This window comes from uncultured Bacteroides sp. (genome assembly GCF_902491285.1).
Lineage (GTDB): Bacteria > Bacteroidota > Bacteroidia > Bacteroidales > Bacteroidaceae > Bacteroides.
The window spans coordinates 1-13,498 of the sequence record NZ_CABUHK010000004.1 but is presented as its reverse complement, the minus strand read 5'-3'; the positions used below and the strand labels follow the sequence as shown (position 1 = coordinate 13,498).

At 44.5% G+C, this 13,498-nt stretch carries 11 protein-coding genes; 3 read left to right on the top strand and 8 right to left on the bottom strand.

What is annotated here, in order from left to right; translation table 11 throughout:
• Positions 1 to 15 precede the first annotated feature (15 nt).
• Together RDN93_RS01760 and RDN93_RS01755 are read left to right on the top strand one after the other, a co-directional pair.
• Positions 16 to 618 carry a LuxR C-terminal-related transcriptional regulator gene (locus tag RDN93_RS01760; RefSeq protein WP_308743950.1) on the top strand — a complete coding sequence of 201 codons (603 nt, stop codon included), beginning with the start codon at positions 16 to 18 and terminating at the stop codon, positions 616 to 618.
• Between the two features lie 90 nt (positions 619 to 708).
• Positions 709 to 3,156, top strand: a complete 2,448-nt coding sequence (locus RDN93_RS01755) for a TonB-dependent receptor domain-containing protein (protein WP_308743949.1) — start codon at positions 709 to 711, stop codon at positions 3,154 to 3,156.
• 604 nt (positions 3,157 to 3,760) lie between these two features.
• Here the strand turns inward: RDN93_RS01755 and RDN93_RS01750 are convergent.
• From RDN93_RS01750 to metA, 4 genes are read right to left on the bottom strand one after another with little or no spacing between them, the layout of a single operon-like run.
• Positions 3,761 to 4,270 carry a GNAT family N-acetyltransferase gene (locus RDN93_RS01750; RefSeq protein ID WP_308743948.1) on the bottom strand — a complete coding sequence of 170 codons (510 nt, stop codon included), beginning with the start codon at positions 4,268 to 4,270 and terminating at the stop codon, positions 3,761 to 3,763.
• Between the two features lie 36 nt (positions 4,271 to 4,306).
• Positions 4,307 to 5,371 (bottom strand): zinc ribbon domain-containing protein, encoded by a 1,065-nt coding sequence (locus tag RDN93_RS01745; RefSeq protein WP_308743947.1) that lies wholly within the window; start codon positions 5,369 to 5,371, stop codon positions 4,307 to 4,309.
• Positions 5,368 to 7,197 (bottom strand): U32 family peptidase, encoded by a 1,830-nt coding sequence (locus RDN93_RS01740; protein WP_308743946.1) that lies wholly within the window; start codon positions 7,195 to 7,197, stop codon positions 5,368 to 5,370. Before RDN93_RS01740 ends, RDN93_RS01745 begins: the two co-directional genes overlap by 4 nt.
• Positions 7,194 to 8,111: a homoserine O-succinyltransferase gene (metA, locus tag RDN93_RS01735; protein ID WP_308743945.1), complete on the bottom strand. Its 918-nt coding sequence runs from the start codon at positions 8,109 to 8,111 to the stop codon at positions 7,194 to 7,196. Before metA ends, RDN93_RS01740 begins: the two co-directional genes overlap by 4 nt.
• Before the next feature lie 180 nt (positions 8,112 to 8,291).
• Between metA and RDN93_RS01730 the strand changes: the two genes are divergently transcribed.
• Entirely contained in the window at positions 8,292 to 8,462 is a 171-nt protein-coding gene (locus RDN93_RS01730; RefSeq protein WP_002559159.1) for a DUF362 domain-containing protein, read from the top strand.
• 137 nt (positions 8,463 to 8,599) lie between these two features.
• Here RDN93_RS01730 and RDN93_RS01725 read toward each other — a convergent pair whose 3' ends face one another.
• The 4 genes from RDN93_RS01725 to RDN93_RS01710 all read right to left on the bottom strand — a co-directional run bounded on the left by RDN93_RS01725 (position 8,600) and on the right by RDN93_RS01710 (position 13,457).
• On the bottom strand, positions 8,600 to 9,793 hold the full coding sequence (locus tag RDN93_RS01725; RefSeq protein WP_308743944.1) for a pyridoxal phosphate-dependent aminotransferase: 1,194 nt from the start codon (positions 9,791 to 9,793) through the stop codon (positions 8,600 to 8,602).
• An 82-nt stretch (positions 9,794 to 9,875) separates the two neighbouring features.
• On the bottom strand, positions 9,876 to 11,090 hold the full coding sequence (locus RDN93_RS01720; protein WP_308743943.1) for a bifunctional 3,4-dihydroxy-2-butanone-4-phosphate synthase/GTP cyclohydrolase II: 1,215 nt from the start codon (positions 11,088 to 11,090) through the stop codon (positions 9,876 to 9,878).
• Positions 11,091 to 11,095: 5 nt separating this feature from the next.
• Positions 11,096 to 12,994, bottom strand: coding sequence for an LptF/LptG family permease (locus RDN93_RS01715; RefSeq protein ID WP_308744024.1), 1,899 nt, complete (start codon positions 12,992 to 12,994; stop codon positions 11,096 to 11,098).
• A gap of 76 nt (positions 12,995 to 13,070) precedes the next feature.
• Entirely contained in the window at positions 13,071 to 13,457 is a 387-nt protein-coding gene (locus RDN93_RS01710; protein ID WP_308743942.1) for an START-like domain-containing protein, read from the bottom strand.
• Positions 13,458 to 13,498: the final 41 nt, after the last annotated feature.

Genomic DNA, 13,498 nt, shown 5'->3' with positions numbered 1-13,498 from the left:
AAACCACACAAACCGATGACCCCCCAACCCGAAATAGCAATTGTAGAATCAAACACCCTCACTTGTCTTGGTCTGAAAGGTATTTTAGAGGAAATGATTCCCATGGCAACCATACGTACCTTCCATAGTTTCAGTGAACTAATGGACGATACCCCGGATATGTATGCCCATTATTTTATTTCCGCCCAAATCTATGTGGAGCACAATGCTTTCTTCCTTCCCCGGAAGCGGAAAACCATTGTACTGGCAAGCGACAGCCCACAATTCCAACTTTCCGGCGTCCCCGTACTCAATATTCACGAATCTGAAGAAGAACTGGTGAAAAGCATATTAAAGCTCCATCAACACGCCCATCACAACGGTTATCCGATGAAAGATATGCCGCCCATGCCCCCGGTAACATCGCATCAGGAGATTTTATCCGCCCGCGAGATTGAAGTACTCGTACTGATTACCAAAGGATTAATCAACAAGGAAATAGCAGATAAATTGAATATCAGCCTGACTACCGTCATCACCCACCGGAAGAATATCACCGAGAAATTAGGTATCAAATCGGTATCCGGATTGACTATTTATGCTGTTATGAACGGATATATCGAAGCCGACCGCATCTGACCTCTTAAAAAATAAGGCATAATCCTAATAAATGAGGATTGCCCGACTCATATATTTGCCGTTACTTTGCACCAGACAAAATAACTGCGAATGAAGACAAAGAATATGATGCTTGCCCTCGCTCTCCTGACGACAGGAACTGTATGGGCGGAAGATTTCCCGAAAGACTCGCTAAAAGTAGTGGACATAGAAGAAGTGGTAGTAATCGCCACTCCGAAAGAGAACCGTAAACTGCGTGACCTGCCCATAGCCGCCACCGTATTATCGCAAGAGAATATGCGTGCCAACCAGGTCAATTCCGTAAAAAACCTGACGGGCATTGTCCCCAACTTATTTATCCCGGACTATGGCTCCAAACTGACAACTTCCATCTATATCCGTGGAATCGGTTCACGTATCAACACCCCGTCCGTAGGACTTTATGTAGACAATATCCCTTACATTGATAAATCTGCATTCGATTTCAATTATTGCGATATCGAACGTATCGACGTACTTCGCGGTCCGCAAGGAACATTGTACGGCCGCAACACGATGGGCGGCCTCATCAAGGTGCATACCAAATCTCCCTTCACTTATCAGGGAACCGATATACGAATGGGAGCGGCGACCTATAACAACTACAATGTTTCACTGTCGCATTATCACCGTATATCCGACCGCTTCGCTTTCTCAACCGGTGGTTTCTACGAACATACGGGCGGCTTCTTTGAAAACTCAGCCCGAAACAATGAAAAAGTTGATAAAAGCAATGCAGGCGGCGGACGTTTCCGTGGCATCTATCTGCCGACATCGAATTTGAAAATAGACATGGCGCTTAGCTACGAGTACAGCGACCAGGGCGGTTATCCTTATTATTATACCGGAATTACCCCAAACGGTATAGCAGAAGCTAAAAGAAAAGGGAAAGAGCTTACCGAAGAGCGGGCTGATTATATCGGAAAGATTTCATATAACGAACGTAGCAGCTATCGCCGTGGATTAATGAATGCCGGAGTCAATTTGGAATATCAGGCAAGAAACTTTATTCTTAGTGCCGTCACAGGTTATCAAAACCTGAACGACCGCATGTTCCTTGACCAGGATTTCACCGAAATGGCCATCTATACGCTGGAACAAAAGCAAAAATCGAATACGATTTCTGAAGAAATTGTGTTCAAATCAAAAGCCAACAAAAGATGGCAGTGGGCAACAGGAGCTTTCGGCTTATATCAAACATTAACGACCAAAGGCCCCGTCACATTTTGGGAAGACGGAGTAAAAAATGTTATTGAAGGTAATGTAAACAGTATTTTTGATGGCATGGTCCCTACAGCTCCCAATTTACATTTAACGGTTAACAACCCTACTATATTGGTAGGTGGAAAATTCGATACTCCTGTCTGGAATGCGGCAATTTTTCATCAATCGACATTAAACGACCTCTTTGTAAAAGGGCTGTCATTTACTGTTGGTTTGCGTCTGGATTACGAAAAAATGAGCATGAAGTATAATTCTGTCAGCGACCCTACTGATTTCAACTTCAGTATGAAAATGACACTTCCTCCTCCAAGACCATCTATGTCGATAGAAGCCAAGAACCTGCTTGCAAATGCCGGTTATGACGGGAAAATATCAGATGACTATGTTCAACTACTCCCTAAGTTCGCATTACAATACGAATGGAAGAAAGGGAATAATGTATATGCAACCGTATCGAAAGGTTATCGCTCCGGTGGCTACAACGTACAAATGTTCTCTGACCTGATTAGCGGAGATTTAAAAAATTCGATGATAGATGCTATAAAAGGAAGCGAAAAGTTCTCTAAGTTTGCTGCCATCATTGACCAATATGCCACAAAAGATGAAGTTCCCGAAGTAAAAGAAGCTACTCGCTATAAACCTGAATATTCATGGAACTATGAAGTAGGAAGCCACCTCACTCTTTGGGAAGGCAAACTTTGGGCAGACCTTTCCGCTTTCTACATGGATATGCATGACCAACAGATTTCCCAGTTCGCAGCAAGTGGATTAGGACGTACGACTCTCAATGCAGGAAAAAGCCGCAGCTACGGTGCAGAAGCCTCTCTCCGTGCCAGTTTGACTAATGAACTAAGCCTGAATGCAAGCTACGGATATACTTATGCCACCTTTACAGACTACGTTGAATATGAAAAGGATAAAGAGGGAAACCTCACTGTAAAAGATGACTATAATGGCAAATACGTCCCCTTTGTTCCCAAACATACCCTGAATATCAGTGGAGAATATGCCATCACTTGCAGTCCGCGCTCCATATTCGACCGTGTAGTATTCCAAGCGAATTATAATGCTGCCGGACGCATCTACTGGACAGAACAAAATGACGTAAGCCAATCTTTCTACGGCACATTGAACTGGAGAACAAATCTCGAAATCGGCGATGCCATGATTAGCTTTTGGGCACGCAATTTCTTGAATAAGGATTACGCAGCATTCTACTTTGAAACAATGAATAAAGGATTCATGCAGAAAGGACGTCCGGTACAGTTTGGAGTAGATCTTCGCTGCCGGTTCTAAAAGCCCGCAACACTCTGCGGACATCATAGATGTAACTATAGGGTTATTGCGGCTCATCGGTTTCACCTGATTCTTGAAACATCGATGAATAAGGCGATAGCGGGTGAAAGCAAGGAATAAACAAAGGTGAAATCGTTCAATATCGGTTTCACCTTATTTTTCAAAATATTCCTTGAGCTAAAACAAATATCATTATAGCTAATCCGGATATGCTTATAGCTAATCGAAATATGCTAATAGCAAACCCGCCGTCAGGTATTAATAGATGAACTGTCAGATATTAACAGCCTGTCCGTCAAGTATTAACTATCTGACATTCAATAATTAATAGTTGAGTTACAGCATATATAGATCCAACACGTTGGGCATATATGGCCAATACGTTGGAGCTATATACCGGACACATTGGATCTATATACCCGACAACCGATATAAATAACTTCAATAAATGAAAGCAATAACAAGGGATTTCACCCTATTCCACCCCACACTTTCACCCGTAATCTTCTTACTCACAAGCATTTCAATTACAAGGTGAAACCGGTGAAATTTACGAATCAAAAGTTAATGGTACTTATACAAATCAGTAGGAGAAAACAAATTTTCATTCCTGTACAACCATAGTTTGTATCTTCTGATAAGCAATGCGCTCTGTCCCATTCTTTACATAAATGATACCGCAACGCTGAAAGCCATGCTTCTCCAGGATATGCTGCATGACCTTATTATCCCGATGCGTATCCACCCGGACATTCGACATCCGTTGAAAACACCAGTTCAGGCAGGCTTCCGCCACCCCTTTTCTTGTACCGTTCGTTGCCAGCCGGTGAACTACTCCGTAAGGTTCATCATTGAGCCAGGCTCCTTCATAAATATGCTGATAAGTAGGGTCATCCCCCAGTATAAAACAAAAAGTTCCCAGTATTTCCCCCAGTTCATCCGTACATACGAAACTATGACCGTCTTCTATTTCCTGACGGATAAATGCCTCGGACGGATAACCGTCAATCCATTGAGTTGTATTCCCTGTCGAGCGCATAAAAGCACGGGCATAGTCATAAATCTCCATTACTAAAGGAAGATCTTTTAATTCGGTAAGTCTGATTTCCATCATATAAAAAGTTATTCGGAAATGAAATAGATTATAGAGTTATTCATTGATTGCTCCGCAATGCGGGCACACACCTTTCTCTTTCAACTTCTCCCCACAATGTCCGCAACGATATTTATAGCCACTATTCCGCTGCACTTTCTTCGCGAAAACGAAAACAAAAAAGGCAAGGAATAGATAACCTACATAGATATGAACCATCAAAATAAAGAAGAAATAACAGAAGATACAACAGGACATCAGCCCCAGCAAATAGAAGATTGCCGCCGCTGGAGTCAACTGCCGGAACAAATCATCAAGCACCGCCAAGGCGACTACTAAAAACAACCAGATACTCAGCAAAAAGACTGAGAGGATAAAAGGAACCTTAAAAGGCGACAAAGTAGGATTGAAATAAAAATGCTCCCATGTTTCCGGTGTAAAGACCTGCATGGATTCATATACCGTCGCACTGAAAGCCATCAGCAGGCAGAGGAATAACGGATACACGCTGTCAATATCATTAAAGTACACCATCTGCAACTGTTTCCGCCGGAAAGCCCGAAGCAGGTAGACACCGACAAACAGCGCAAAGATAACCACAAAATAAGAAGCATGCGTATCACTGAACAAATGAATAGCCTGCGAAATACTATCTGTAGGGACAAACGATTGCTTCAACTCCACCTCACGCATCCATCCCTGTTCATCCTGTGTATGTGCCAGCTTCACCCAAATACTATCCACACTATCGGCAGGATGCACAGCAAATTCGGCCACCACCACGCGGTCGCCCCGGTAAAGGTTTATGTACGTATCCTTGATAGGCAGACACTCCAACGAGATGGAATCCGCCATTAATTCCAAATTCGTATTCCAGGTATAATGCCGCTCATAAAGGTAACTCAGAGAGTCCTTTGTTTTCTGCGGCATCTCTTCGGAAGAAAGATCGGGACGAGTATAATGACAAGACGAAAAGAAGAATAGCAGAATCACCACAGAGGAGACGAAAGACGCAGGGGAAGAGAGCTTCTTCCACCAGCCATCCCACTCCCAAAAGCCGGTTCCGCGAGAAAGAGCTGAAACGCTGCGTTCTCCGCATCCTCTGTGGTGAATTATTCTCATTGCGCCGCTTTTACTTTCATTTGACAATTCTTGCAATCGAACTCAAGGCTGAATCTCTTTCCGTCATTCGATACCAGATAATAAGGTTCTTTATAAGGTGAGCGCACCCGCTGGTGAATCGGACACCATCCCATGCTATAACGCAAGCAATGTTTGCAGAACATCAATACCGCATCTTCTACCGCTTCTTTCTCATAAGCCAGGGCAACACGCTGCACGCCATGCTCTTCATAGAAAGAAGCCGCACGGCTGTTCATCACATTTCCCAGATAGGTCAATGTCGTTTGAGGAAAAGCATGAGTAGTCTGTTTCCACACTGCCAACTCCTGGCGGTAGTTTATCCGGCGGGCTGCTATCAGCTTATCCGTCGCCTGCCGGCGGAACTCAGCCAATACCGATACAGGCAGAAACCAGTTTTCCGCAAATGAAACTTTTATCTCTTTCGCTTCAAAAGGTGTATTCCCTAATTTAGCAAGTTGCGTTTTCAGGTTCTCAGTCTGTGGCGTACGTGCCAATTCCTTTTCACGGGGAAGACTCAGCGTGACGCTGTTATCATCCTCATCGGTCAATGTCAGTGAAAAGCCGAACTCATTATCGGCAAGCAATATAGTTACAGCTATCTTCCTTTCAGCCGATTTACGTGACAGTACACGCTCAAATTCCTGGTCGAAATTGCGGTATAGCGTTGTACGGGGTTTGATACGGGGCATCTCCTGCGGATATAATTTATTACTATCCACCCGGTTGATACGGAATCCCTGCAAACGTCCCTGCTCGTCGATATAGCAGACACCATCGCCATTATTAAAGGATTTCAGTCCGGCAACTGTCAGATAATTGCCGCGGGCTTCCTTCATCGTCCCCATCTCTTCGCCCAATGACTTGGGAGTATCAAAAGAAAAGATTTCCTTGTCACGGCCATGTAGAAAATAATGCGTAAATCCACGGCTGAAGCTCTTGTCCAACTGTGGCTTGAACTCATAACGACAAGTTCCCGAAGATGCCCGTACATATTCCTGACGACGGGCAAAGATAGCGTCCAGCTTCTGACGATAAGCCGCCGTGACGTTCTTTACATAAGACACATCTTTCAACCGCCCCTCTATCTTGAACGAAGAAGCTCCCGCATCCAGCAACTGCTCCAACTCGTCGCTCTGATTCATATCTTTCAGCGAAAGCAGATGCTTGTCCTTTACAATCACTTTCCCGTCCGAATCGACCAAGCTGAAAGGCAACCGGCAGAACTGCGCACATTCCCCCCGGTTTGCGCTACGTCCGAAACAAGCCTGGCTGACATAGCACTGCCCGCTATAACTCACGCAAAGCGCCCCATGCACAAACACTTCCAAAGGCACTTCAGGGCAGGTGTCATGTATCTTCCTTATCTCACGCAACGACAACTCACGCGCCAGCACCACCTGGCGAAAGCCTGCCTCCCAAAGGAATTTCACTTTCTCTGGAGTGCGGTTGTCCATCTGTGTACTGGCATGAAGCGGTATCGGCGGAAGGTTCAGCTTTGTAATCCCCATATCCTGCACAATCAATGCATCCACCCCAATCCGGTACAAGGCGTGAATCATCTCTTCCGTCTCTTTCAGCTCCTCTTCTTTCAGAATCGTATTGACGGTGACATAGATACGTGCATTATACAAATGAGCATGTTGCACCAATGCTTCTATATCTTCCAATGAATTTACAGCCGCCGCACGTGCACCGAACTTCGGAGCACCGATATATACGGCATCCGCACCATGATTGATAGCTTCAATACCACATTCCAGATTTTTCGCCGGAGCGAGAAGTTCTATTTTACGCTGTTTTATCATTTAATGTCATTAATATTGTAAGGTGTTTCCTGATAAACAAAGTAGTTCAGCCAGTTGGAGAACAACAGGTTGGCATGGGCACGCCAACGTACCAACGGAGCTTTATCAGGGTTATCGTCCACGTAATAATTACGGGGAATTTCTATCGGCAGCCCTTTATCCAGGTCACGACGATACTCCGTATCCAGCGTCAACGGAGAATATTCCGAATGTCCGGTCACGAAAAACTCGCGTCCGCCGCGCGCCATCGCCATATATACACCCGCCTCTTTCGACTCGGAAAGCAACGTCAGCTCCGGAACTTTCAGTATATCTTCCCGGCGCACTTCCGTATGACGGCTGTGGGGCACATAGAAACAATCATCAAAACCACGGAAAATAGAATGATAAGGTTCCAGCACACGATGCTCAAAGATGCCGAACATCTTCTTTTCCAGCGGATACTTGGGAATCCCGTAGTGATGATACAATCCGGCTTGTGCAGCCCAGCATATATATAAGGTGGAAGTCACGTGCGTACGTGCCCAGTCGAAAATTTCCGTAATCTCATCCCAATAAGTCACCTCCTCGAAATCCATCTGTTCCACAGGGGCTCCGGTGATAATCATACCGTCATACTTCTCGTGACGCATCTGGTCGAAATCCGTATAGAACGTTTTCATATGTTCAATCGGTGTATTCTTGGACGTGTGGCTCTTGATTTTCATAAAAGAAATCTCCACCTGGAGCGGAGTATTCGAAAGTAAGCGCACCAAGTCCGTTTCCGTTGTAATCTTCAACGGCATCAGGTTCAGAATCACAATCCGTAGCGGACGAATGTCCTGCTGCGTAGCGCGGGAAGTGTCGATAACGAAAATATTCTCTTCCTTCAATAGTTCTATCGCAGGTAGTTTATCGGGTAAATTTAAAGGCATAATCGCTATATATTAGTAATTTGAGCACAAAAATACGAAAAATATAGCACATAATAGGGACGTTGCTTATTTAGAAGACGTACAAATTAAGTCAATTTAATCATAGAAGCATAACAACTAATCAATAAAAGCCTTATTTTTGCCGGAGAAATTAGTACTAATAATTTAAATCTTAGAAAAATGGCTTACGTAATTAGTGACGATTGTATTGCTTGCGGAACTTGTATCGACGAGTGTCCGGTAGAAGCTATCTCTGAAGGTGATATCTATTCTATCAACCCGGATGTATGTACTGACTGTGGAACTTGCGCAGACGTTTGTCCGTCTGAAGCTATTCACCCGGCTGAATAATACAATCTACAAAAAAGTATAGGCTGCTTTCTACGGAAGGCAGCCTTTTTTTTATTTTCTCCTTCCGGAGAAAAAAGTAGTGGGCGGCTTCCTCGGAAAACCGCCCACTGTTTTATTTTATCTTATCCAAGAACCGTTTATTTCAATTTAGCCAATGCTTCCTTGATACGACGGATAGCTTCCACGATATTCTCATCGCTTGTAGCATAACTCATACGGATACATTCGGGAGCACCGAATGAAGCACCGCCCACACAAGCTACATGAGCTTCTTCGAGCAGGTACATTGCCAAGTCGTCCGAATCTGCAATCTTACGGTCACCGTTGCTCTTTCCGAAGAAAGCGTCGCATTTCGGGAACAGATAGAAAGCACCTTGCGGAACGTTTACTTCGAATCCCGGAACTTCCTTAGCCAACTTCACAATCAAGTCACGGCGGCGTTCGAATGCTTTCTGCATTTCCTTCACCGGTTCCTGAGTGCCTACATATGCAGCCTCAGCAGCCTTCTGAGATACGGAGCAAGGACCTGAAGTGTACTGACCCTGCAATTTGTTGCAAGCCTTTACAATCCATTCCGGTCCGGCAATGAAACCGATTCTCCATCCTGTCATGGCGTAAGCCTTTGACACACCGTTTACAATTACCGTACGTTCCTTCATTTCCGGGAACTGGGCGATGCTCTGATGTGCGCCGATATAATTGATATGTTCGTAGATTTCGTCAGCGATAACGATTACCTGCGGATACTTAGCCAGTACGGCAGACAAGCCTGCCAGTTCTTCCTTCGTATATACAGAGCCCGTCGGGTTGGACGGAGAACAAAGAATCAATGCTTTAGTCTTCGGAGTAATGGCAGCTTCCAGTTGTTCGGGAGTAATCTTGAAATCCTGTTCGATACCGGCCGAAACAATCACAGGAGTACCTTCAGCCATTTTCACCATTTCCGGGTAGCTTACCCAGTAAGGAGCCGGAACGATTACCTCGTCACCCGGATTTACCAATACGAGAATCGTATTACAAACAGATTGTTTTGCACCGTTTGCACAAGAAATCTGAGCGGCTGTGTATTCCAGACCGTTTTCTTTTTTCAGTTTCTCAACAATAGCATTGCGCAAAGCCGGATAACCCGGTACCGGAGAATAACGAGAAAAGTTATCATCAACGGCTTTTTTAGCAGCTTCCTTGATGTGGTCAGGAGTATTGAAATCCGGTTCTCCTACACTTAAGTTAATAACATCAACGCCTTGTGCTTTAAGCTCGTTGCTCTTCTGCGACATGGCAAGCGTCGCCGATGGCGACAAGCTGTTCAAACGATCTGATAATTGATTCATTTTGTATCTATTTTATTGTTGTTGAGTGAAAATCGTTGCAAAATAAGCGATAATATTTGATATACGGAAACAATCTGGCAAATTACTTATTTAAATGTAAAGTATGCCCCATTCTTTCTTTCTTTGTTCTCAGATAACGTTCATTGTACGGATTGGGAACAGTTTCAACAGGCACATTTTCCACAATTTCCAATCCATAGGCTTCAAGGCCCACACGTTTCACCGGATTATTTGTCAAAAGTCTCATCTTGTGCACTCCCAGCTCGCGAAGAATCTGTGCGCCTACGCCATAGTCCCGTTCGTCAGCAAGGTGTCCCAGGCAAATATTCGCATCAACAGTATCCATACCGTCTTCCTGAAGTTTATAGGCTTTCATCTTTTCCATCAGACCGATGCCGCGACCTTCCTGATTCAGATAGACAACTACACCTTTTCCTTCTTTCTCAATCATTTCCATGGATTTATGCAACTGTTCGCCGCAGTCACAACGCTGTGAACCGAGAATGTCTCCGGTGGCACAAGAGGAATGAACGCGTACCAGAATCGGTTCATCCGCACTCCACGTACCTTTAAATATAGCCATGTGCTCCAATCCGTTCGACTTCTGACGGAAAGGAATCAGGTGAAACATTCCGTGTTCGGTAGGCATATTTACTTCCACCCCTTTTTCTACGATTGACTCCTGCTTCAAGCGGTAAGCAATCAGGTCATGGATAGAAATCAGTTTCAAGCCATATTCGTCCGCCATTTTACGAAGTTCGGGCAGACGGGCCATCGTGCCGTCATCACTCATGATTTCCATTAAAGCACCGGCCGGATAAAGTCCTGCCAGACGGGCCATGTCAACAGTGGCTTCTGTATGTCCTGCACGACGAAGCACTCCTTTTTCCTGCGCATACAACGGATTAACGTGTCCGGGACGTCCGAAAGTAGCCGGTGTAGAAGTTGGATCCGCCAATGCCCGAATGGTAGCGGCACGGTCGGCGGCAGATACTCCGGTGGAACAACCTTCCAGTTTATCAATAGTAACCGTAAAAGGAGTCCCCAGCACGGACGTATTGTCACTCACCTGGTGCGGCAAATCCAGTTCCTTGCAACGGGACACTGTGATAGGTGCGCAAAGCACGCCACGCGCATGTTTCAACATGAAGTTTACGTTCTCAGGAGTTATCTTTTCTGCGGCAATAATCAGGTCACCTTCATTTTCGCGGTCTTCATCATCTACTACTATGACAAACTTGCCTTCTTTGAAGTCGGCAATCGCGTCTTCTATTCTATCCATTTTAATCTCTTCCATAACAATTATTTATTAATTTTCTGTATGATGAATTGAACTTGTTCGTTATTCTTTATAATTCGCTCCATGTCCTTAGCCAGGCGGATACGGAACATCCAAATGCGGAAATAGAAAAATAGCCCGATAGGGAAAATCACCCCGGCAGCCAAATTCAGCCAATATATATGGAACGGGCGCACATGAGCAGAAACGGGAATCACCGGATAATTGTTTAATGCGCCTATCAAAGTAGCCGACTTGGTATTGGACATCTCTTCCACCAATGCCTCCAGTTTATCGTTGATAGCCATCACTTCATCGTCCTTTCCGCCCGACATCCACAACTTGAAATAATCCGGTGCTTTCGTCAACTGATTCCGGGTAATATAAGCTTTGCATTCCGCCGTGAGCTGTTCCAACTCTCCGGGTATACGCGCATAATCGGGATCATTGATAATAACTTCTTTCTTGAATAAATGACGCACGCTGCGGATTCCGGCAATCTTCTTAAACCAGTTGATATACGCATCGGCATTCAGCACCACAGAGTCTTTGTTCGATTTGTAAGTAAGGAAGATACCCAACGGGGCGAGAACCGCACTACTTGTCCACATCCCCATCCATACAATCCATTTACCGTCGCGCGCCATCTTATAGCCTGTGTTATCAATGATATAATAAATGATGAACACCAGCACCGACACAATCACCGGCATACCCAAACCACCTTTACGGATAATACCGCCCAACGGTGCCCCGATAAAGAAGAACAGCAGGCAAGAAAGGGAAATCGTAATCTTCTTATGCCACTCCGTCTTATGCTTCCGGATGGCATAGTCATTATTTTCCATCGTGTATTTCTTGAAGCTAAGGTCACTGGACACATTTTCGGCACGGCTGGTGGCAGAAGATATCACTTTCTGCTTCTGCGTCAGGGATGCGGCAGCATAAAGGCTGTCCACATTATATTCCTGAATATTCGCAGTCTCGATTTTGACCGTATCTTCTTTACTCAGCCCGTAGGAAGGACGGAAATTCCCTTCGGCCACTTCCCGGTAATATTGCCTTCCGATACTGTCTCCCAACACTTTCATCGAGTCGATGGAAGCTTGTAGCATGGTCATGTTTTTGGCACTGGACTGGTTGCTCATGATACTTTCATCCGCCATATTGAAATCGGAGTCAAACTCAATCAGTGTATGTTTCTCCCTGAACGACTCGCGCCGATAAGGCACATTCTGGGATTTCATACTTTGTGCTTTCAGATTCTCGAACAAATCGCCGCTATACAGATGCAGCCAGAGATGCTGTTTGTCAGCAGTCATTTCCAGACGTCCGGAATCCGCATAGATGATATGCGCATTCTCGAATCCGTCTTTCATATTATAAATCAGGACATCGTAGAGCATACCGGTTTTCCGGTCTTTCCTTGCGACTTTCAGGTTATAATCCTTTATCTCGGAATAAAATACGCCTTCGGGAATATCCAGTTCCGGGGATTTTTGTTTCATCGAAAGAATCAGGGTTCCCAGTTTAGCCTGGGCAATAGGGCCGACTACATTTTGGAAATAGAATGAGACACCGACCAGCCCGCAGACAAAGAAAGCAAGCGGACGCATGATTTTGAGCAGGGAGATACCCGCGGCCTTCATTGCGAGCAATTCATACCGTTCGCCGAAGTTACCGAAAGTAATCAAAGAAGCCAGTAGCACTGCCAACGGCAACGATACTGGCACTAATGTCAATGCGGAATAAAAGAAGAACTGAGCCATCACGCTCATCTCCAATCCCTTTCCGACCAATTCGTCTACATATCTCCACAGGAACTGCATCATGAATATGAACAGACAGATGAAGAATGTACCAATAAAGAGCATCAAAAAACTCTTTACGATGAATATATCTAATTTCTTTATGCGTAGCATCTTAATAGGTTCGTGCATTTAAGACGCAAAATTAGCACAAAAAAAGGAGCATCGAAAATTTTTAGTTGAAAGTTAACTAAAAACCACAAGTTCTTCTTAATTTAGCGACTTGTGACTCCCATAATTCTTTCATATCGCTTACCTCGTCCGGATCTGCGAAATCGGTAATTTCTAATACATAGTCACTTGTCAGTTCATTATACGTCATTTTGATTTCGAAATAATCACGTTCGTTTTCATCATCCAGCCAACGGAAACGGATGAAAGAGAAAGCCCGAATAGCTGTAATTTCAGCTTTTCTCTGTTCTGTCTTTCCCCAATGGAACTCTACTATTTTATCATCGGATATTACTTTGTCGGCAAACCAGTCCTCCAACCCGGTAGGTGTACTGATAGCTCCCCAAAGAATATTTTTAGAAGTTGCGTTCAACAAATACTCCAAATGAATCTTTTCCTTTTTCATAGCAATTTCGAATTGTTTTTACGTGTGCCAAGATAAATACT

Coding starts and splice junctions, on each gene's coding strand:
- RDN93_RS01710 (WP_308743942.1), bottom strand. CDS start 13,457: ATGAAAAAGGAAAAGATTCATTTGGAGTATTTGTTGAACGCAACTTCT.
- RDN93_RS01760 (WP_308743950.1), top strand. CDS start 16: ATGACCCCCCAACCCGAAATAGCAATTGTAGAATCAAACACCCTCACT.
- RDN93_RS01755 (WP_308743949.1), top strand. CDS start 709: ATGAAGACAAAGAATATGATGCTTGCCCTCGCTCTCCTGACGACAGGA.
- RDN93_RS01715 (WP_308744024.1), bottom strand. CDS start 12,994: ATGCTACGCATAAAGAAATTAGATATATTCATCGTAAAGAGTTTTTTG.
- RDN93_RS01750 (WP_308743948.1), bottom strand. CDS start 4,270: ATGATGGAAATCAGACTTACCGAATTAAAAGATCTTCCTTTAGTAATG.
- RDN93_RS01740 (WP_308743946.1), bottom strand. CDS start 7,197: ATGATAAAACAGCGTAAAATAGAACTTCTCGCTCCGGCGAAAAATCTG.
- RDN93_RS01725 (WP_308743944.1), bottom strand. CDS start 9,793: ATGAATCAATTATCAGATCGTTTGAACAGCTTGTCGCCATCGGCGACG.
- metA (WP_308743945.1), bottom strand. CDS start 8,111: ATGCCTTTAAATTTACCCGATAAACTACCTGCGATAGAACTATTGAAG.
- RDN93_RS01730 (WP_002559159.1), top strand. CDS start 8,292: ATGGCTTACGTAATTAGTGACGATTGTATTGCTTGCGGAACTTGTATC.
- RDN93_RS01745 (WP_308743947.1), bottom strand. CDS start 5,371: ATGAGAATAATTCACCACAGAGGATGCGGAGAACGCAGCGTTTCAGCT.
- RDN93_RS01720 (WP_308743943.1), bottom strand. CDS start 11,090: ATGGAAGAGATTAAAATGGATAGAATAGAAGACGCGATTGCCGACTTC.